Below are 21,136 nucleotides of genomic sequence, written 5' to 3'. Positions count from 1 at the left end.
ATCGCCTGCCGGTATGCCGCGAAAGCCTGTCAGTTTTGACAGTATCGAATCCCGCAGCCGAATGACGCCGCATCGAAAATCGACGAAAAAAGGAATAAGTCTTGTCAGATCGGCACATGCCGGCACACCGCGCGATTGATTCGCCCGCGTGGATCGCAGTAGACTCGCGGAAGCAAAAAAATAGAATCCATCCTGAGAGAAACAATGAATCGCCATTCGCCGATCATTCCATCCCGCGTCACGGGCTACCGCGCGGTCGCGTGATGTTCACGCATCGACCGACCTGAACCGGAACCCGCAACGCCGCCGCGCTTTGCCGCGCGCCCGTTCGCCGTTTCGCCCGCGAGCCGAAAGAACCGCCAGGGTCCCGCACGCGCTGCCCGTGCATGCCCTGCCCGACCGGAGAGTGACCCCTTGACCGAAACCGTGGCCGCGTCCGCCTATCGGCCGCGCGACGTCGTCAATGCGCCCGACATCAAGGCGGCCATCGCCCGCCGCAGCGCCGAGCGCGGCGATCCGGCCGACATCCTCGCGTGGCTCGGCAACCACTTCTTCCGCTGGGTCGTCGGTGCGTTCGAGCAGGCGCAGCCGCTCGATACGCTCGCCGATTACCGTGCGCTCGCGGGCGCCGACCGGCCGGCGCCCGACTGGCTCGTGCGCCGGCTCCGCGCGCAACCGGCATCCGGCACGGCGGCCGATCCGGCGCCCGCGCTCGCCGTCGCGCCGAAGCCGCTCTACTTCATCGATCCCGAGCACATGCTGCTGGTCGACCGCGAACGCACGCTGGTCGAATTCCTGCGCTCGCGCGCCGGCACGCGGCTCGCCCAGAAGCTGCAACGCATCACGTGCGCGATGGCGCTCGACATGTGGGAGCGCGAGCACCAGCGGATGCAGGCGCGTCGCGACAAGGGCTGGGTGCCGAGCAGCGGCCTCGCGCTGCGCGAGGTGCTGCGCACGCCGAACGGAATCGTCTTCGAATTCGCCGGCGATCATGCGGCGCTGCGCGAGGAACTCGCGTACGAGTCGTACGCCATGCAGCACTGCCTCGGCCAGTTCGCGGATCGCCGCCGGTTGCGCGGCGGCTACGGCGAGCAGTATGTGCAGGCCGCGCAGGACGGCCGGCTGCGCCTGTTCACGCTGCGCGGCGCGGGCAACCAGCCGCACGTGACGATCAGCCTGCAGGTGACCGGCGACGGCCTGCGCATCGACCAGATCAAGGGCAAGCAGAACCGCCATCCGGTGCGCCGCTACGCGGACGACGTCCGCCAGTTCCTGCGCGCGCTCGCGCCGCGCGGCGAGCGTCATCCCGATTGCGAGGGCATGGGCCTCGTGTTCGAACCGGACGCGCCGGGCGCGGCCGCCGGTGCCTGGACCTTCGTCACCGACGTGCGCTCGCCCGACCACCTGCTTAGCGTGATGAGCGAGAACTTCCACCTGATCGAGCATTTCCCGCAGCCGCCGGCCGCGCTGCAATGGCTGCTGCTGCGCAACGCGCCCCATGCGCTCGGCCGGCTCCGTCAGATCGACCCGGCCGTCGCGGCGGCCGCGCGCCACGCGTTGCCGGCCGATGCGCTGCCGGCCGCACGCGAACCGGAAGCGCCGCCGGCCGCGACCGCTTTCGAGATCGAAGGCATCGCGATCGATCCCGCGCTGTGCGCGGCGTTCGCACTGCCGGCACCCGCCGACGGGAGTCCGTCATGCTGAAGCTGCTGATCGGCGCGGCCGTGCTGTGGCTCGTGTGGTACGTGTGGCGCTCGTTCCGGGCCGCCGCGCGCATGGTGCGCGAAGTCGACGCCGACCAGGCCGCGGGGGCCGACACCGCAGTGCCGGTCCGGCAAACCGCGGCGGTCAAGCTCGCGCAATCGCTGGCCGACCAGGCGCCGCCGAACCGCCGTCGCTGGTCGCTCGCGCTGGCCGACATCCTGCTGATCCGCAACGGGCTGCGCTGCGATTGCGACGATCTCGTCTATGCGCTGCCCGACACGCAGCGCGACCAGCTCGCGCGCCAGGTGCGGCGCGAACTCGACCTGCCGGCCGACCTGCCCGAGTGGCAGATCGTGCAGCGCGTGCCGTCGATCCTCACGCGCTGGATCCGCGGCGTCGGCCGCTCGCACGAAGGTTTCTACGAGCAGCTCGCGGCCGAGGGGCGCGTGCGCGACGCGCTGGCATTCGACTGCGCCCGCACCGCGTTCCTCGTGCGCTGCATCGCCCTGCTCGGCTGGACGTCCGAGCAGCACGCGTGGATCGTGCTGCTGCTCAACGCGCAGCGCGCACAGGACAGCTTCGACAGCTGGGAAGACTTCGGGCTCGCGTATGCGCGCGCACGCCAGCACTGGCTGCGCGGCAGCGGCCAGGACGGCCCTGCCTCGTCGCGCGCCACGCAGGAAGTGCGCGAACACCTGCGCAACCCGTCCGGCAACTGGCTTTCGCTGCCGTGGAAGCGCTACCGCATCTTCGATCCCCAACCCGTTTCGTCATGACCGCCGATACCGACATGCCCTCCGCTCCCGCCGACCTGATTCCGCCCGCGAAATCCCGCTGGTTCATCTGCGACGTCGACGCGCTGCTGCGCGCAGGCGAGTTTGCCGCGCTCGACACGCAGCTCGATGCCGCGCTCGCCGCCAGCTTCACCGACCGCACCGCCGAAGCGCTATACGTCGACGCGTTGCCGGCCGACGTGCAGCCGTGCATCGACGCGGGCGCCGAAGGCCTGGCGCGCCTGCGCGCATGGCAGGCCGCGAACCCGCGCTCCGCGCACGCGTGGCTGTGCGAAGCGCATTACTGGCACCACTGGGCCTACGAATACCGCGGTTCGGGCTGGGCCGAAACGGTGACCGAAGCCGGCTGGATCGGCGCGCATGCGTGCGCGACGCTGACGATCGTCGCCGCGCTGCGCGCGCTGGTGCTCACGCCGACGATGTGGAGCGCGCCGAAGGTGATCTTCACGAGCGTGTCGTCGTTCGGCGAGCCCGAGTGGCTCACGCAGCTCGTGCGCGAGCGCCGCTGGCCCGTCACCGAGCTGCACCTGAACGTCGGCGCCGAAGACGAAGCCACGCGCGCCGAACTGCAGCGCATGCTCGCGCATTCGGGGCTGAATCCCGACGTGCCGGTCGCCTGCCCGGCGGAATTCCCGGAAGCGCTGCCCGGCCCCGTCCAGGGCAAGAAGCTGCGCAAGGAAAAGTGGTACTGGATGGATGCGACGCTGCATATCCACCCGAACCAGTTCTTCTCGATGCGCACGTTCATCTGGTACATGCAGCCGCGCTGGGGCGGCTCGCACGATCACGTCCGCGCGTTCGTCGATTCCGCCGCGTGCGCGCATCTCGATGCGGTCGAGAAGGACCGGCTGCGCCACGAGATCTGGCGCGACGACTACTTCGGCAATACGCTCGATTCGGACAACGACGCCGATGACGCGCGCAGCGCGATGACCGCGACGCTCGCACGCGCACAAGCCGCGCTGCATCCGTATCACCGCTGGGAAACGCTGCACTGGCTCGCGCACAGTCACTTCAAGCGCAACGAGTACGAGCCGGCCTATGCGCGGCTGCAGGAAGCCGAGCGCAACGAACCGATCAACGACAACCACGCGATGGCGATGGGCCTGCAGTTGATGCTCGACCTCGATCCGCAAGGCACCTGGCTCACCGGCGCGGTCGAGCGTGCATCGAATGCGCGTGCCTGCACGTCGGCGATGATCCTGCGCGGCTACGGGCACCGTACCGGCACGTTCGGCTTCGCGCAGGACGCCGCGCTCAGCGACGCGTGGCTCGAGGCCGCGCGCGTGAACGAGCCGGGCTCGCTCGCGTGGAACGAGCTGGCAGCCACGCTGGAGACGCGCCGCCCGGCCGACGCGGTCGCGATCTGCCAGCTCGGCTACGAGGCCGGCGGCAATTCGTGCGGCTATCTGCTCGGATGCTTCTACAAGGACGGCATGTACGTCGAACGCGACCTGTACCGCGCCGCGCACTTCCTGCGCGAGTCGATGGAGGGTGGCGGCAACATGGGCGCCTATCGGCTTGCGTTCGCCTACTCGCTCATCGCGCAGGAAAGCACCGACGCGGCCGAGCGCACGCGCATGCGGATCGAATCCGTCGAAGCCGCGCGCAAGGCGCACGAGATGGACAACCCCGACGGCCTCGACGCGATGCTGTCGCTCATCAGCGACATCGAGGATCATCCGTCGCGCCATCGCTATCTCGACGAACTGCGCCGCTATGCAGACGGCGGGCATCCGGCGGCCATGGCCACCCTGTCGTTCTTCCTCGCCGACATCAGCGACAAGTCGCTCTACGACTATCGCGAAGGCGTACGCTGGATCATGGGCGCCCAGGCCATCGCACCGGACAACGCGTTCGTGCGCACCATCACGCGCATCAGCTACGAGGACGGCATGCTCGCGAAGCTGCGCTACAAGATGCAGCGCAAGCAGATCAAGGCGCACGAGATCCCCGGCGCCGACAACGCGATGGTCTGAGCGCGAACGACGCGCGCGGGCCCGGCAGCGGGCCGCGCAGGCCGCCCGCGTGTCACCCCGGCAACCGGTCGAGAAACGCGAGCATCGCCGCGTTGAACCGCGCGGGCCGCTGCAGCGGCGCGAAATGGCTCACGCCGGGCAGGATCGTCAGCGTCGCACCCGGTATCGTCCGCGCCAGGTACGCCGCATGCTCGGGCCGGATGAATTCGTCGTGCTCGCCCTGCACGATCGCGACCGGCACCTCGATCGCCGCGAGATCCTGCGCGGTGTAATTCGGTTGCGTGCGCATCATTTCGCTGACGGCCGCAACGAACGCGTCGAACTGGTCCGGCGTCGCCGACAGTCGCGCATAGTCCTTGCGGTGCCGCGCGAAGCAGCGGTCGATCAGCGGGCTCGGCACCATCTCCTTCGTGCCGCCCGGATCCATGTTGCACGCGAAGAAGAACACGCCGGCCGCGCGCTCCGGCGCGCGGGCGGCCAGCACGAGCGCGATGCACGCGCCGTCGCTCCAGCCGACGAAGCGTGCGCGGCCGACGTGCAGCGCATCGAGCACCGCGAGCACGTCCGATGCCATGCGTTCGTATGAATAGGGTTGATCGTCACGCGTGCTGCGGCCGTGGCCGCGGCTGTCGATCACGATCGCGCGATAGCCGGCCGCGACCAGCGCCGGCACCTGGTTGCCCCAGTTGCCGCCGTGGCCGAGGCCGCCGTGCAGCAGCACGACCGGCGGCCCGTGGCCAAACGACGCGTGCCGGATGCGCGCGCCGTCGTGTTCGAGCCATCCTTGCGTATCGGCCGCCGGCAGCGGCGTGCCGCCTTCCGCATCGAAGCGGACGAGTTCGTCGTCGAATTCCGCATTCATCGTTCAGCCGTCCTGTCGAGGGAGACCAGCTTGCGATTGTAATGCGTGCGGCCCGGGCGGCCGCGACCGCTCAGGCCTGCGTCGACACGAGCCCGCCCGACGACGAGCCGCCCGATTTCTCGAGCGCCGCCGCGAGTTGCGAGATCGCCGTCGAGAGCGCCCCCGAAATCGCGCTGGCTTCCGCGCTCAGCGACTGTTGCTCGATGGCGGCGGCCGGGTCGTCCTTCGCGCGCTGGGCGGCGGCCGCCATCTGGCGCTCCAGCGTCGCGAGCTGCTTCTGCAGCCGCTCGATCAGCGCCTTCAGCTGCGAGACCGCCGGGTTGTCCGACGATGCGCCCCCTGCGCCGAGCGTTTCGCCGGTGGCGCCCGTCGAATCCTTCGTACCGGTGGTGCCCGTCGTCCCGGTGGTGCCGGTCGCACCCGTGGCGCTCGTGGCGCTCGTGGCATCCGTTGCGCCGCCGGTGGACGACGTCGCGGCGGGCGCGTTCGCGTTGGCGGTCACGTTGCTGTCCGCCAGCGGGGATCGCGTCGTCGTGGAGAAATCGATCTGCATGGTGTCCGTCCTGTGTCGGTAAACGAATCCTGGAGCGGCTGGAACCGCCTTCCAACTCGTTTACGGCATTCGTCACATGAAACTTGAGTATCAGGGTCAGACGGATTTCCCGACGATTGCCGCATTTTCATCGCGAAAGGGCCAGATTGGCGGCACGGCGGCGCGGGTAAAATCGCCGTTTCGCCGGCAGGATGCGCGCGGCGGCCGCCTTCGGGCCCGCATGAGCCACGCCGCCGGTCTCGACTCGCGCCCTTCCGGGCGCGGCATGCAACCGCATGCCGATGCCGCAATCGCGGCATCGCGGGTCGCCCCTTCCATCCGCCTGCGCTCCGCTCGCCCGTTCGAACGATCGGCGCCGTGCGGCGCACACGCACTCCATCACGCATTCGAGGAACACACGATGGCCCGCATCGGCGCCTTCTGCATCACGACGTGGCTTGCCGCCGCGATTCTCTACTTCGGCCAGCACTCCGTCGCGATGATCGTGCTCAGCGGTGTCGTCGTCTTCGGCGGGTTCGACCTGCTGCGCCCGTAAACGCGCGACCGCACCGGGCGCGCCTTTCTTTCCGCACGCATCCTCATGCGCGCGCCTCGCAGGTTCGCCCGGCCGTTCAGCCTTTGAACGGTTGCGCGCCACCCGCTGTCGAACGCACCGCACACGCACCGTCGCGATCCGCATCGCCGGCTTGCGCGATCGACATCGCTTCATCGAGTTTCGCGATGATGTTTGCCGCCATCTCGTGACTGATCCACAAGCCGTGCACTTCATCATCCAGCGCCTGCTTCAGCGCCCGGATGCGCAGCGCCTGAAATGTCTCCACGGTTCATCCCCCTGTCCCACCCGGTACCCGAAGCCGCGCGGCGAATGAACGCCGGGCAATTCGCCCCGGCGTTCACCGCGCCCCCATCACGCGTCCGGGGGCTCAGCACGCCGCGAACGTCGCCACGGCCTGGTCGACCGCCAGCGCGCGCTCGTTGAAGACGACCGGCACGCCGCCGAGCCCGAGCCTGCAGTTCGGACGGTCGAGCCGCCACCCGTCGAGCCGCAGCGCGACACGCGACACCGGTGCACCGCTCGCATGCGGAAGGTCGATCGTGATCTGCCGCTTCGCACCCGGCACCAGGTTCAGGTAGTTGTCGCTGTAGAACGCCGGCAGGATGCGCGCGCCGGTCGACGGATCGAACGCCTGCAGGTGCGTCATCAGCGCGACGCCCGCACCGACGTTGGCGACATTGACCGTGATGCGCGTCGTCACGTCGTCGGCCTCGGCCGACGTTGCGCTGACGGAGACGGCCGCGCCCGGCATCGTGTCGAGCGACGTGTACGACGTGTCTCCGCCGTCGCGCTGCCGCCAATAGACGTTCTCCGCGAGCATATTGCCGCCCGGATCGGTCAGCGCGAGCGACACGATGCACACATCGGATTTCGCGGCGGCCATCGCGGCCTTCAGGTTCGCCACCACGCGATACGACGCCTTCGCGACACCGCCGGCATCGGCCGTGGCCCGGCTGCCGAGCGTGCCGTCCAGGTTGTACACGCGCATCTCGACACTGCCGGTGGCGGCCGCGCCCGTATGATTCGCGATCGTCACGTCGGCGGTATTCGCATCGAGGATCGCGTTGATGCGACGGCACCCGTGCTGCACCGCGAAGAACGACGCGTGTTCCTCGAGATCGTGGCTGTACATCTGCCACACGAAGCTCGGTTGCGCGGGGTTCGTCATCCACATGATCACGCCGGTGGCCGGTGACGTGATCTTGCCGGCCACCGGCCCGATCATCACGGCCGCATTCGCCTCGTAGATCGAACGGATGCACTCGTAGTTCATCATCTGCGCCTTGCGCACGAAGTCGGCGAGATTCCGGATCGCGCCGTAGCGCAGCGCCGTCACGGCGATGTAGCCGGCGCCGCCGCTGGCCGAGATCCCGTATTGCCAGTAGCCGGCGCCGTTGCCGTTCATGTCGCGGTCGGCCCAGAAATCGTCCGGGCATTCGTACGAGCCGGGCGGCAGCATCGACTCGACGCATTCGAGCGTCGGGATCGAGTGCGAGCCGACTTCGTTGTGGAACGCGACCGACGTCGTGCCGTAGCCGCGGCTGAACGCCGCCTGCGGCGACGCCCAGTTGTACGGCCCGCCGGACGAGTAGCCGTTCACCGCGCCGGCGCCCGTATCGCCCGCCGAGCTCGTGAGGCACAGGCGCTGCGGGTCCAGCTCGGCGACGAGCGCGTCGAGCCCCTTGACGAGCGCCGGCGGCGGCGAGCCTTCGTTGCCGCCGCACCAGAGCAGGATCGACGGGCGATGACGGTTGCGTGCGATCACGTCGCGGATGTTGTCGAGATCGCGCGGCACGTTGGCGGCGCCCGACCCGTCCCCTTCGGTCGAGAAGAAGAAGTCCTGCCAGACGAGGATCCCGTAGCGGTCGCATGCATCGAAGAAATCGTCGCTCGTGCTCTGCCCGTTCCAGTTGCGGATCAGGTTGAGGTTCGCGTCGCGATGCAGCCGCACCTGGTTGAACAGCCGTTCGCGCGGAATGCGCTTCAATGCTTCGTCGAGCCCCCAGTTGCCGCCCATCACGAGAATCGGCAGGCCGTTGACGGCGATGCTCAGCTGCTTGCCCATGCCGATGTCGCGCGAATAGTCGATGCGGCGCAGCCCGACGTTCAGCGTGCGCTCGTCCGACAGCATGCGTCCGGCCTTGACGCCCACCGTCACCGCGTAGAGATTCGGCTCGCCATACCCGTTCGGCCACCACAGGCGCGGCTGCGCGATCGACAGCGCCGCGATGTCCGACGACGTGAGCGATACCTTCGTCGTGGTATTCGATGCGGGAATCGCGATGTCATGGCTGAACGTCGCGCCGTTGCCGATACGGCCGACGAGCGTCGCGACGAGGTCCGCGCCCGAGCCGTTGTCGAGTTCGAGATCGAGCCGCAGCTCCGCGCGCGACAGGTCGGCGGACAACGTGTGCGCGACATTGAATGCCGCGATGCGTACGGAACCGGTCGTGAACCACGAAACGGGCTGCCAGATGCCGAGATTGCGGTCGGGGATCGTCGGCAGCCAGTCCCAGCCGGCCGAGCAGAAGAACGTCGGGCCGTTCTTCAGCGTGACGCCGGTCGGGCCGCCGTTGCGGCCGCCGCGCGTGACGCCGCTCGCGTAGTTCGGCAGCAGCGGCCCTTCGGAGAAATCCAGCTTGACGACACGCACCGCGAGACTGGCCGCGCCGCCCGCCTGCGGCACCAGCCGCGAGATGTCGAACGCGCCTTGTTTGAACGCGCCTTCGAGCCGCCCGACGAGCGCGCCGTTCAACCAGATCTCGGCGCAATAGTTGATGCCGTCGAAATTGAGCCACAGCCGCTGCCCCGGCTGCCGGGCCGGCGCCGCGAACGTCGTCCGGTACCAGTAGTCGGTGTCCTTCAGCGTATCGGGAATGGTGTCCGTGACGATGCGGCCGTAGAACGGATCGGGATACTTACCGTTGACGATCATGCTGTTCAGTACGGTGCCGGGCACCGTCGCGGGCGCCATGCCCGTCATGCCGCCCACGCCCGACAGTTGCGCACCGCTCGCGCCCGGCAGGCTGCTCGCGGACGCGAACGTCCAGTTCTGCGTGAGCTCCTGCGTGGCCAGCAGGCCGTGCTCCGGGTCGGCCGGCACGCCGGGGACGGTGGGCGAGACGGTCGCCGGGCCGTCCGCGCCCGGCGTGCCCGATGCACCCGCAGGCGAATCGATATCTCCATTGCAGCCGGCCAGCCAGCTCGTACCGACCAGCGCAGCACTGTAGGACAGGAACTTCCGGCGTTCTCTCGATTGCATTTAGTTATCCTCCCTGATTGCGTCGTCTCGACCGGCGCACCCGGGACGCTGTCACGGGTACGCCGCGGTTGCGTTTATCGCGTGCCGGCCTGGTGCTGCATGCGCATTGCGGCCGACGGGCCGCCGGCCGTCATTTGCGTGTAGTCCGCGTTCGGGCCGGACGGCGGCGTCAGGTTGTCGGCGGCCGCCCATTGCGTCGGCGCCGCGGCCAATGCATAGCTCATCGTCCCGCCGTTGGCGATCTTGCCCAGCGGCAGCCACGAGCCCGCGTAGTCCGCGCCGTTGACCTTCAGCGACTGGATGTACGGGAATGCGGCATGGCCGGTATCGTCCGCCGCGACCTGCTTGTCGCTTTCGAGCCGCAGCGTCTTGCCGTTGCCGAACCAGACGGTGATCCCGCTGAACTGCGGCGTGGCCAGCGTCACGCCGGCTTCCGACGGAATCACCGGGAACATGCCGAGCGTCGCCCACACGTACCAGCTCGACGTCGCACCCATGTCGTCGTTGCCCGGCAGGCCGTCACGCCCGGTCGTGAACGTCTGCGCCATGATGATCGGCAGGATGTACTGCGTCCCGCTCGGCTGCCCGGCCCAGTTGTAGCCCCACGGCGCCTGGAACGACGGTTCGTTGCCGATGTAGAGGCCGTTGGACGATTCGCCGCCGTTCAGGTCGCCCGAGGTCGGCACGGTCGAGTACGGCGTCGTGATCGAGAACAGCTTGTTGAGCCGTGCGACGGCCGCCTGCTTGCCGCCGATCGCGTCGATCAGCGCGCTCCAGTCCTGCGCGAAGGTCCAGAAGTAGTTCGGCTCCGTCGATTCGTGAAACGAGCCCTGCACGAGCGTGCCCAGCGTGCCGGGCGCCGCGCCGGCCGGCGGCGCGTTGCGGGCGGCGATCACCTTGTTCGTGGTGTCGAAGATGTTGCGCCACCACGACGCGCGCGTGTACAGCGTGCTGATGTTGTCGGGCGTCACGCCGACCGACGGTGCGTTGCGCACGCTGGCGGGCAATGCCTGCAGGAACGCGGCCGCCGAGCGGTCGCTCAGCACGCGCTCGATGGTCGCCGACGACGAGTGGCCGTCGTCGGCCGGCGACAGGTAGTGGGCAGTCAGGAAGTTGAGCAGCCCCGGCGCGCTCGGGCGGTCGTTGCAGGCGCTCGACGGATCGAACGCGGACTGCTTCATCAGGCGCGCGGCCGACACCAGGTCGAAGTCGGTCGCCCCGAACTTGTAGGCGCCGGCGATCACGTTCAGTGCGTTGTCGCCCGACATCGGCGTCGAATCGTCGCTGCCGTCGACCCAGTGCGGGAAAGCGCCGCACTGCAGCCCGTCGACGACGAGCGACTGCATCATGTCGTTCGATTCCTGCGGCGCGAGCAACGCGAGCAGCTGCGCCTGCGAGCGGTACGTGTCCCACAGCGAAAAGCCGGTGTAGTGATTGCGATACTGGCCGGACGATCCGTCCGCGCGACGATACGCATAACTGCTCACGTTCGCGGCGGCGCGCGAAGGAAACGCCCCCGTCCTGTCGACGCCCGTCGAATAGTTGAACGGGCTGCCCGGATCGTTGGGCTGGCGCATGCTGCGGAAATCGCCGTTGGCATCGCTATAGAGCGTCGGCGCGCTGAACACGTGATACAGCGCCGTGTAGAACTTCGTGAGGTTCGCCTTCTGCGTCGCGTTCAACGACGCGGGATCTTTGGCCTGGTCGATCTGTATCGTGTTCAGCCGGTCGTTCCACAGCGCGGCTGCCTTCGTGCGCGTATCGTCGAACGCCAGCTTGTCGCCCTCGGCGGCCAGGTTCGCCTGCGCATTCGTCACGTTGACCGACGAGATCCCGACCTTCACGGTGACGGTCTTGTCCGCGTCGGTCAGGTCGAACTGCAGTGTCGCCGCGCCGTTGCTGGCGGTATTCACCGGCGACGTGCCCGTTTGCCTGCGCAGCGGCTTGTCGAAGGTCGCATAGAAATACACCGGGGCGTTCCAGCGGGTGCCGTACGGCGTGCAGAAGGCCGGCGCGACGGCCTGCCCGCTCATCGACTTGCCGTCGCTCGAGATCGCCAGCGCGACGTGGTTGGCGGTGATGCTGGTGCTGCCCGAGTCGCTGTTGCCGTTCAGCTTCGCATCGATCGAGAAAAAGCCCTTGTCCTTGTCCGTATACGTGAAGCGCGCGATGCCGGAGCGCGCGGTCGCGCTCAGCTCCGTCACGATGCCGTTCGCGAGGCGCACCTTGTAGTAGCCGGGCTGGGCCACTTCGTCGGCATAGTTGTACGCGACGCCGGTCGGACCGCCATTCGACGTGATCGCGTTCGCCCCGTCGGTCGGCAGCATCGCGACCGTGCCCTGCCCCGGGCAGCCGACGCCGCTCAGGTGCGTGACGCTGAAGAAATCGATCGTGCCGCCCGAGCCGCGCGACGACAGGTAGCCGCCCGAACCGTTGAAGTCGTAGCGCGGCGTGTTCGGACCGAAGTCGACCATGCCGAACGGTACCGTGGCGCCCGGGTTCACGTTGCCCGCGTAACCGGAATCGCCGTTGACCTGCGTGCCGATGAGCGGGTTGACGAACTGCGTCAGCTGCATGTTGGTGCGGGTGGGCGTGGACGGTTGCCCGGGCTGTGTCGGCTGCCCCGGCTGCGCCGGCGTCGATGTCGATGGCCCGTCTGCGCCGCCATTGCTGGCGGTCGGCGTACTGTTCACGTCATCGCCGCCACACGCGGCAAGCGCTGCACAGGTCAGTGCAGCGACGATCAAGAGTCGTGGATGTGTCATTTTTCGCTTGGTACCGTTAATTGAACGAGTCATCCGGCATCGACGATGTTCCGACGCGCCGCCAGGCTTGCGGCCTTGCGCGGCGCGACGCCGGTTGGTCCCCCCACTCGGCGTCGCGCAGACTTTCGCTTGCGACTACCCGGCGCCGGCCGCTGCCGCGGCGACCGTCGCCGGCCTCCTCCTTCAGCCGCCGCGCGCTATCGCGCGGCCGGCGGTTTGCCCCATGCCGACGGCGCATCGCCGAGCCCGAACGTGATCGCGCCGCCGTTACTCACCTGCGCGAAATCGATCCAGCTGCCCGTCAACGGCGCGCCGTTCAGCGTCGCGCGCTGCACGTAGACCGAACCGGGGTTGTCCGCATCGATCGTCAGCGTCTTGCCGTTGCCGAGCCGAAGCAGCGCGTGCGGGAACAACGGGCTCGTCAGCGTGAAACCGGGCACGGCCGGGATTTCCGGGTAAAGGCCGAGCGCGGCCCAGACGAACCAGCCCGACGTCGCCCCTTCGTCGTCGTTGCCCGGCAGGCCGGACGCCGCGGTCGTGAACTGCTCGTCGAGGATCCGGCGCACGAGCGCCTGCGTCTTGTCGGGGCGGCTCGTCCAGTTGTAGAGCCACGGCGTCGCGAAGGCCGGCTCGTTGCCGATCCACAGGTGCGGGCTCTTCGAGCCGGCATTCAGGTACGCGTTGAACGTGTCGAGGCGCGGCACGACCGCCGCGTCGCCGCCCAGCACGCCCATCAGCCCCGGGATGTCGAACGGCACCATCCACGTGTACTGCTCGACGTTCCCTTCGATCTCGTCGAACGAATTCGCGACCCAGCTGCCGTCGCTATTGCGATCGGACAGGCGCGGCAGCGTCGCGCCGTTGCTGCCCGGCGCGGCCGGGTTGATCACGTTCTTCCAGTTCGCCGACCGCGCGAGCAGCTTCGCGGCGTTGCCGGTATCGCCGAGCGCCTGCGCGAAGCGCGAGATCGCATAGTCGGTCGCCGCATATTCGAGCGTCGTCGACGCCGTGCCGCCGCTGTGGCTGCTGTCGACCCGGATAAACGCATCGGCGGGCAGGTAGCCGGTCTGCTGGTACTGGGCGAGCCCCGGCAGCGCCGTGACACCCTTGCATGCGGTGACGACGCCCGACGCCGTGTCGAGCATGATCGACAGCGCCTTCTTCGCGTCGAAGCCCGTCGCGCCGTACAGGTAGCTCTGCGCCACGAGGATCGGCACGTTGTCGCCCGGCATCACGTCGCTGCTCGTGTTGCCTTCGACCCATTTCGGGAACGCGCCGCCGCACGTACCGGCGTCGTCGACGAGCGACTGCATCATGTCGCTCGCGGCGGCCGGCTTCAGCCATGCGATCAGCGGCATCAGCGAACGGTAGGTGTCCCAGCTCGAGAACGTCGTGTAGTGGATGCGGTCCTTGCCTGCATTGGCGGTCTTCCCGCCCATGGTCAGGTAGTCGTCGTTCACGTCGCTGAACACGCTCGGTGCGAGCAGCACGTGATACAGCGCGGTATAGAACTTCTTCAGGTTGGCGGCGCTGCCGCCCGTGACCTGGATCGCATTGAGCGCCTGGTTCCAGGTCGCGTCGGCCTGCGCCGCGATCTGGTCGAAGGTCTGCGTGCCGCTCTCGCCGTCGAGGTTGGCCTTCGCGTTCTGGACGCTGACGTACGAGATCCCGACCTTCATGTTCACCGTCGACGGCGCGCCGGACGACGCCGCGAACGTCAGCTGCGCAGTACCGCTGCCGAGCTTCGCGGTGAACGGCCGGTCGACGCGCGCATAGAAGTAGATCTTGTAGGTCTGCCCGCTGCTGCAGAAGCTTCCGCCCGTCATCGACCCCGACAGCGCTTGCGGATCGCCCGGATCCTGCGCGATCGTGCCGCCCCACGACGCCGAGTTGGTCTTCGCCGCGAGATTGAGCTGCCCGCGCTTGCCGGCCGGCCACACGAAGCGCGCCGCGCCGGAACGCAGCGTGGCGCTCAGCTCGGTGCGGATGCCGTTGTCGAAAGTCACGCCGTAGTAGCCGGGCCGCGCCGTTTCGTTCGCATGCTTGAACACGGCCGGGCCGGCTTGCCCCGCGACGGTCGGGAACACCGGCAGCGCGCCGCCCGCGCTGCAGCCCACGCCGCTCAGGTGCGTGAGACTGAAGCCGGTGATGCTCGTCTGGCTGTAGTGATAGCCGGGCGGGCTCCACGTGTTCGGCACGGACGGCGTGTCCGGCCCCCACTGGACCATCCCGGACGGCAGCGTCGCGGCCGGCGTCGTGAACCCGCCGAGCAAATCTTCAGGCGCCGTCTTCGCGATCTCGGGAACGAGCGGCGGCACCTGGTCGGTGCCGATCATCGGATCGACGTATTGCGTCAGCTTCAGGTCCGCGACCACGGCGGCGGAAGCCGGTGCGTCCGGCGTCGCGGCCGGCGTACCCGGCGTGCCCGGTTGCGTCGTCGGTGCCACGCTTGCGACGGCCGGTGCCGGCGTGCCGTCGATCGAATCGCCGCCGCATCCGGCGCTCCCTATTGCGACCGTGATGGCCGCCACTATCCAGCGTGCACTGTTCGTCAACGTAGGCCTCCTGTTTCGGGATTGTTTTGCGCTACCTTCCCAGGGGCTTACAGTGCCGTAACGACTGTTTATTCACCACAAGAAGTTTCCCGAATTTTCAGTTTGTTTAACTAAACAATCGGGCGTTAAGTGGCTATGGGTACAAATTGCCGGTGTTTGTTGCGTTGCAACGCGGCGGAACAAGGGCGTGCGGCGACGGACGCCCGGCGAATCCGGGCGCCACGTGCACTCAGGGATGCGAACGAATCGGCGAAGCCGGCGTCAGCGCGGCAGTGTCCTCAGCGAAGAAGGCCCGCCTGTCAGCGCGATCCGCTTGCCCGTATCGCGCAGCTTGCCGGCTTCGACCGCATACAGCGCAAGCTGCCGTTCGACGTTGAACTGCACGATCACGTGCCGGCTGTCGGCGGTAAACACGATGCCCTGCGCGGCTTCGCCGCCGGGCAACTCGCTCACCTTCACGGCCTGCCCGTCGCGGATCGCGAACAGCAGCACCTTGCCGAGCTTGTGGCGGCCCGGGTTGTCGGGCGTCAGGTTCGAGCCGTCCATCGCCTGCACGGCGATCCACTTCCCGTCCGGCGAGATCGCGACGCCTTCCGGCAGCGACGGCACCGTCAGGTACTGGACCGTGCGGAATGGCGCGTGCGACACGTCGATCAGCGCGATCGAATCGGCATCGCCCGCGAGCGTGCCCGTATAGCCCGGCAGCCCGGCCAGCCCGACGTTGCTGACCACGGCCCAGCGGTTGTCGCTCGACACGTCGATCGTGTAGGGCGCGACGCCCGTGCTCAGGCGCGTGCCGCTGTCGGTCACCTTGCCGTCGTCGACGTTCAGCACCGCGACGCCCTGCTCGTCGCGCAGCGACACGAGCGCATGCTTGCCGTCGTGCGTGAAACTGATCCCGGCCAGCCGCTTCTTGCCGATCTTCAGGTTGCCGTCGAGCGTCACGTGCGGGCCGTCGATGCGCAGGATCGACACGCTGCCGTCGACATTGGCGACGAGCGCGAGCCGGCCCGAGCGGTCGATCGCGATCCCCTGCGGATGCGTGCCGAGCTCGATGCGCGTGATCGCGGGCGGCGCGCTGTCGAGATTCACGACCTGCAGGAACGTGTCGTACACGAGCTGCTTCGCGGCCGTGTCGTAGCGGGTCGGCGCGCCGACGAGCGCGAGCTTCGCGTCGGGCGTGATCGCGACGGCCTGCGGCGGCCCCTGGATGCCGTTCTCGACGTCGACCTGCAGCGCGACCTTCGGCGGGAACGTGCTGGCGTCGAGCAGCGTCAGCGTGTCGGCGGGCGGTGAAGGCAGATAGGTGTCGCGGCCCTCGACGCGCTGGTACTTGCCGTCGTTGCCGGACACAATCCAGTCGGCGGCGTGCACGGCAACGGCCGTCGTGGCGAGGGTCAGCGCGGCGAGCAGGCGCGCGCTGCGCAGGCGGAAAGGATTCGAATGCATGGCGGTCGGTTCTCCGGATCGGTTGCGGACGCAATGGATTGCCCGGCCCTGCTGCTCGACGGGCCGGTGCCACCGCATGATGCCCGAAAGCGCGCCGACCCGGCGCCTCGCGCCCGCTTCCGTCAGCCCGTCGATCGAGCGCCCTGCTCCCACCGGTCGAGGTCGTCGAGCGGATACACCGGCCGGGCAAGCCGTTCATAGCTGAACAGCCCGTAGTCCGAGCCCGTCACGCCGCGGCTGTCGCACTCGACCAGCGCCGCCGCGATCGGCACGAACACCGGCCGGCAGTACATCCGCGACTTCAGCAGCAGGAAGCGCGCGCGGCGCGGATCGACGCCGACGCTCTCGAACACGCCGAGATCCCACGGCTCCTGCGTGCGCTCGGTGACGACGAGCGTGGCCGTGCCGATGTCGAGCACGGCCGCGCGGCCCATGTACGCGCGCTGGCCGGTATACGTCGGGCCGGTGATCACGTATTCGCCGTCGGTGATCGCGCGCACGATGCCCGTCGCGCGAAACGGCTCGCGCCGCACGCCGCCGTGCGACGGCAGCCGGTTACCGACCGGCACCGTGACGGTCGCGCCCACGCCCGCGTCGATCAGCGCCGCGACCGCTGCCGGGTCGCACAACGGCCCGCTGACGATCCCGTCGAGCCCGTGCGCGAGCGCGGCCTCGAGCAGGTCCATCGTGTCGCACGGGCCGCCCGACATGCAGTTGTCGCCGTGATCGAGCATCAGCACCGGGCGATCCGCGCCATGCGCGAGCGCCGCGGCCTGCGCGACCGATTCGTCGAGCGGCGCGCTGCGATACACGAAATCGTCGCGCGCGTCCCAGATCTGCCGCGCGATGCGCTCGGCGACCGCGTCGGCCGCGGCGCGGTCGCCGTCGGCCACCACGACCACGCTGATGCATGGCGCGGGAATATCCGCGAGCGAGAACCCGGGCAGCACCGATACCGCGAGCATCCCGTCCGCCTCGGCCGCGCGTGCGGCCTCCACCGCGCGCCGCATCGCGCCTTCTGCGCTCGCGCTGCGCAGCGTCGACGTCATCAGCGGCGGCTGCCGCCATGCGAGCACGGGCCGGGCGCGGCCGTGAAGCCGGTCGAACAGCACGCGCGCCGCGTGCTCGCCCGTCTCAGCCATATCGACGTGCGGGTAAGTCTTGAAACTGACGATCACGTCCGCGTGATCGATCATCTGCTGCGTGACGTTCGCGTGCAGGTCGAGCGCGACCGCGATCGGCGCATCGGGCAGCGCCGCGCGCACGCGCGCGAGCAGGTCGCCCTCGCCGTCCGCGCTCTGCTCGGCGACCATCGCGCCGTGCAGGTCGAGCATCACCGCGTCGCAACCGGGCGCGGCGGCGACGATTGCATCGCAAATCGCCGCATACGCATCGGCCGCGACAGGCCCGCTCGGGTTCGCGGCTGCCGATACGGGCGTCACGATGTCGGCGCCTTCGCGCTCGGCCGCATCGATGAACGCGGCCATCGCGGTGCGCATGCCGCGATTCGCGCGATACGCGTCGTCGCCCCAGTCGGGGCCGTTGCGGCCGAACGCGGCGAGCGGCGTCGGCACCGGCGAGAACGTGTTGGTCTCGTGGTTCATCCGGGCGATCAGGATCTTCATCGCGCGCGGCCCTCCGCGAGCGCGGCCGCACCGCGCATGACTTCGTTCATCTGCACCCTCCGCATCGTCGAACTCCCCGCAATCGATATCGGGGCGCGGCGCCCCGCAGGACGCCGCCGCCCGGCCAGCCCATCCGCATGTCGCTCAAGCGTACCCCGTCGTGCCCTTCGTTTCCAGATACTCGACGAGGCCGAACTCCGCGTACTCGCGTCCGTTGCCCGAACGCTTGTAGCCGCCGAACGGCGCGGCCGGGTTCCACGCCGGGTAGTTGATGTGGACGTTGCCGGCGCGCAACCGCGCCGCGACCCGACGGGCGCGCTCGAGATCCTTCGACTGCACGTAGGCCGCGAGCCCGTACACCGAATCGTTCGCGAGCGCGACAGCTTCCTCCTCGGTCCGGTAGGTCATGATCGACAGCACCGGCCCGAAGATTTCCTCGGTCGCGATCGTCATCGCCGGCGTGACGTTCGAGAACACCGTCGGCCGCACGTAGAACCCGTCGCCGAGCCCTTCCGGCCGGCCGGGGCCGCCCGCGACGAGCGTCGCGCCTTCTTCGATCCCGAGCCGGATGAAGTGCTGGATACGATCGAACTGCGTGCGGCTGACCACCGGCCCGATGCCGGTTTCCGTCGAGCGCGGATCGCCGACGACGGTGCGCTCCGCCTCGCGCCGCGCCGCCTGCTCGGCCAGCGCCAGATGATCCACGTGCACGAGCATGCGCGTCGGCGCATTGCACGACTGGCCGCTGTTGCTGAAGCAGCTGCGCGCGCCGCGCGTGACCGCGTCCTCGATGTCGGCGTCGGGCAGGATCAGGTTCGGGCTCTTGCTGCCGAGCTCCTGGTGCACGCGCTTCACGGTATCGGCAGCCGCCTTCGCGACCTCGACGCCCGCGCGGGTCGAGCCGGTAAACGACACCATGTCGACATCCGGATGCCGCGACAGCGCATCGCCCACTTCGTGCCCGTAGCCGTGCACGAGGTTGAACACGCCGGGCGGCACGCCCGCTTCGTGCAGGATCTCCGCGAACAGGATCGCGCTGAACGGCGCGATCTCGCTCGGCTTGAGCACCATCGTGCAGCCGGCCGCCAGCGCCGGCGCGACCTTGCACACGATCTGGTTGATCGGCCAGTTCCACGGCGTGATCAGCGCGCACACGCCGATCGGTTCGTGCGACACCAGCAGCGAATCGGTCTGCGTGCTGAAGCGGAACGACTGCAGCGCGCGGATCGTCTGTTCGAGATGCGCGGTGCCGACCGCGGCCTGCATCGCGCGCGCAAAGGCGATCGGCGCGCCCATCTCCTGGCTGATCGTCTGCGCGACTTCTTCGTAGCGGCGCTGGTAGATCTCGAGGACGCGCTTCAGCAACGCGACGCGCTCGTCCACGGACCAGCACGAATACGTGTCGAAAGCCCGCTTCGCCGCGCCGACCGCACGGTCGACGTCGGCCGTGCCGCCGATCCGAAGCTGCGCGTACGGCCGCGCGGTGGACGGGTCGATCACATCGATCGACCGCGCATCGGCCGGGTCGAGCCACTGGCCGCCGAGATAGGACTGTTGTGACGTTCGCATCGAATGCTCCTGAATGAAAGGGCGCCGCGCTCAGCGCGTCGCACGCGCGTAGGTGTCGACGAGGATGTCGCGGATCTGCGCGACGAACCACACGATCTCGTCGCGCGACATCACGAGCGGCGGCGAGAACTGCACGATCGGCGTGCCTTCGTGATCGACGCCCGCGCGGCACAGCAGCCCCGCGTCGAAGATCGCGGGCGCGAGCATCGTCGACACGAACGCCTGCGCGCCGATGCCGGCCGCCCACCGCCGCGCGGCCTTGTCGGTCACGAGTTCGAGCGAGTAGTGGTAGCCGTCGCCGCGCACGTCGCCAACGCACGGCAGCTCAAGCAGCCCGTCGAGCGTCTGGCGGAACACCGCTTCGTTGGCGCGGACGTTCTCGAGCACCCCTTCGCGCTCCATGATCGCGAGGTTCGCGAGCGCGGCCGTACACGCGACCGGGTGGCCGCCGTATGTCGCGCCGTGCAGGAACATCTGCTGCGGCCCGTCGAGCACGGTGTCGACCACCGCATCGCTCGCGATCACGCCGCCGAGCGGCACATAGCCCGACGCGATGCCCTTCGCGAACGTGATGATGTCCGGCTTCAGCCCGTAGCGCGCCGAGCCGAAATATTCGCCGAGCCGGCCGAATCCGCAGATCACCTCGTCCGCGACGAGCAGCACGCCGTGCCGGTCGCAGATGTCGCGCAGCCCGGCCGCGTAGCCGGCCGGCGGCGTCAGGCTGCCGCCCGCGTTCTGCAGCGGCTCGACGACGATCGCGGCCACCGTATCCGGCCCTTCCTGAACGATCAGCGACTCGATCTCGTCGAGCAGGTGGCGCGTGAACTGCGCGTCCGTCTCGCCCACCGGTCGGCCGTAGCGCTTCGTATTGCCCACATGCCGCACGCCCGACATCAGCGGCTCGAAATGCTTGCGGAAGTTCGTCATCCCGTTCAGCGCGAGCGCGCCGAACGACGTGCCGTGATACGCGACGCGCCGCGCGATGAACTTGCGCCGCTGCGGCTCGCCGCGCGACTGGTGATACTGGCGCACGAGCTTGATCGCCGACTCGTTCGACTCCGAGCCGCTCGACGTGAAGAACACGCGGTTCAGGCCCTCCGGTGCAAGCGCCGCGAGCTTGTGCGCGAGCCGGATCGCCGGCTCGTGGCCGTAGCCCCAATTGGTCGCGAACGGCAGCCGCACCATCTGCTCGCGGATCGCATCGCCGATCTCCGCGCCGTGGCTGTAGCCGACCTGCACGCAGTACAGCCCGGCCAGCCCGTCGAAATAGCGCTTGCCGTTGCGATCGACGAGCCAGCAGCCTTCGCCGCGGTCGAACACGGTCAGCGCGTTCTCGCGGTACGCATCGGCATGGGTGAAGTGCATCAGCAGGTGGCGCTTGCCGAGCGCCTGCAGGTCCGTATCGAGATTGACGTCAACAGCGTTCATGGATCACTCCTCCTTCAGGGTTTCGGAACCGGCAC

General features: G+C 68.8%; 14 protein-coding genes. 4 read left to right on the top strand and 10 right to left on the bottom strand.

The annotated features are described in order from the left end of the window. Nucleotides 1-414: 414 nt before the first annotated feature. The 3 genes from AC5LXK_RS32725 to AC5LXK_RS32715 are packed head-to-tail and all read left to right on the top strand — an operon-like array spanning nucleotide 415 to nucleotide 4,477. Nucleotides 415-1,704, top strand: a complete 1,290-nt coding sequence (locus AC5LXK_RS32725; protein WP_493394763.1) for a hypothetical protein — start codon at nucleotides 415-417, stop codon at nucleotides 1,702-1,704. After that, nucleotides 1,698-2,480, top strand: a complete 783-nt coding sequence (locus tag AC5LXK_RS32720) for a DUF1266 domain-containing protein (protein WP_493394762.1) — start codon at nucleotides 1,698-1,700, stop codon at nucleotides 2,478-2,480. Before AC5LXK_RS32725 ends, AC5LXK_RS32720 begins: the two co-directional genes overlap by 7 nt. 14 nt (nucleotides 2,481-2,494) lie before the next feature. Beyond that, the gene (locus tag AC5LXK_RS32715) at nucleotides 2,495-4,477 is read left to right on the top strand and encodes a DUF4034 domain-containing protein (RefSeq protein WP_493394761.1); all 1,983 of its coding nucleotides are present in this window, start codon (nucleotides 2,495-2,497) and stop codon (nucleotides 4,475-4,477) included. 52 nt (nucleotides 4,478-4,529) lie between these two features. On the opposite strand, the gene AC5LXK_RS32710 is transcribed toward AC5LXK_RS32715, so the two are convergent. After that, nucleotides 4,530-5,339: an alpha/beta fold hydrolase gene (locus AC5LXK_RS32710; protein WP_493394760.1), complete on the bottom strand. Its 810-nt coding sequence runs from the start codon at nucleotides 5,337-5,339 to the stop codon at nucleotides 4,530-4,532. A 70-nt stretch (nucleotides 5,340-5,409) separates the two neighbouring features. Further along, nucleotides 5,410-5,892 (bottom strand): hypothetical protein, encoded by a 483-nt coding sequence (locus AC5LXK_RS32705; protein WP_493394759.1) that lies wholly within the window; start codon nucleotides 5,890-5,892, stop codon nucleotides 5,410-5,412. 400 nt (nucleotides 5,893-6,292) lie between these two features. Between AC5LXK_RS32705 and AC5LXK_RS32700 the strand changes: the two genes are divergently transcribed. Further along, a complete protein-coding gene (locus tag AC5LXK_RS32700; protein ID WP_006767081.1) occupies nucleotides 6,293-6,427 on the top strand; it encodes a hypothetical protein in 135 nt (44 codons plus the stop codon). Between the two features lie 76 nt (nucleotides 6,428-6,503). Here the strand turns inward: AC5LXK_RS32700 and AC5LXK_RS32695 are convergent, their stop codons facing one another. The 8 genes from AC5LXK_RS32695 to AC5LXK_RS32660 form a co-directional block, all read right to left on the bottom strand. Beyond that, nucleotides 6,504-6,713, bottom strand: a complete 210-nt coding sequence (locus AC5LXK_RS32695; protein WP_493394758.1) for a hypothetical protein — start codon at nucleotides 6,711-6,713, stop codon at nucleotides 6,504-6,506. Nucleotides 6,714-6,815: 102 nt separating this feature from the next. Beyond that, nucleotides 6,816-9,710 carry a glycoside hydrolase family 2 protein gene (locus tag AC5LXK_RS32690; RefSeq protein WP_493394757.1) on the bottom strand — a complete coding sequence of 965 codons (2,895 nt, stop codon included), beginning with the start codon at nucleotides 9,708-9,710 and terminating at the stop codon, nucleotides 6,816-6,818. Nucleotides 9,711-9,784: 74 nt separating this feature from the next. Then, on the bottom strand, nucleotides 9,785-12,286 hold the full coding sequence (locus tag AC5LXK_RS32685; protein ID WP_493395083.1) for a GH92 family glycosyl hydrolase: 2,502 nt from the start codon (nucleotides 12,284-12,286) through the stop codon (nucleotides 9,785-9,787). Nucleotides 12,287-12,672: 386 nt separating this feature from the next. Further along, a complete protein-coding gene (locus AC5LXK_RS32680; RefSeq protein WP_493394756.1) occupies nucleotides 12,673-15,030 on the bottom strand; it encodes a GH92 family glycosyl hydrolase in 2,358 nt (785 codons plus the stop codon). Between the two features lie 261 nt (nucleotides 15,031-15,291). Then, complete coding sequence (locus tag AC5LXK_RS32675) at nucleotides 15,292-16,479, bottom strand: YncE family protein (protein WP_493394755.1); 1,188 nt, start codon at nucleotides 16,477-16,479, stop codon at nucleotides 15,292-15,294. Nucleotides 16,480-16,601: 122 nt separating this feature from the next. Next, on the bottom strand, nucleotides 16,602-18,104 hold the full coding sequence (locus AC5LXK_RS32670) for a M81 family metallopeptidase (RefSeq protein WP_493394754.1): 1,503 nt from the start codon (nucleotides 18,102-18,104) through the stop codon (nucleotides 16,602-16,604). Between the two features lie 144 nt (nucleotides 18,105-18,248). Beyond that, nucleotides 18,249-19,673 carry an aldehyde dehydrogenase family protein gene (locus AC5LXK_RS32665; protein WP_493394753.1) on the bottom strand — a complete coding sequence of 475 codons (1,425 nt, stop codon included), beginning with the start codon at nucleotides 19,671-19,673 and terminating at the stop codon, nucleotides 18,249-18,251. Between the two features lie 30 nt (nucleotides 19,674-19,703). Next, nucleotides 19,704-21,101, bottom strand: coding sequence for an aspartate aminotransferase family protein (locus AC5LXK_RS32660; protein ID WP_493394752.1), 1,398 nt, complete (start codon nucleotides 21,099-21,101; stop codon nucleotides 19,704-19,706). Nucleotides 21,102-21,136 lie beyond the last annotated feature (35 nt).

It is taken from the genome of Burkholderia pulmonis (genome assembly GCF_984667975.1).
Note: the sequence above shows the minus strand (reverse complement) of the source record. Positions and strands in the feature narration are given on the sequence as shown.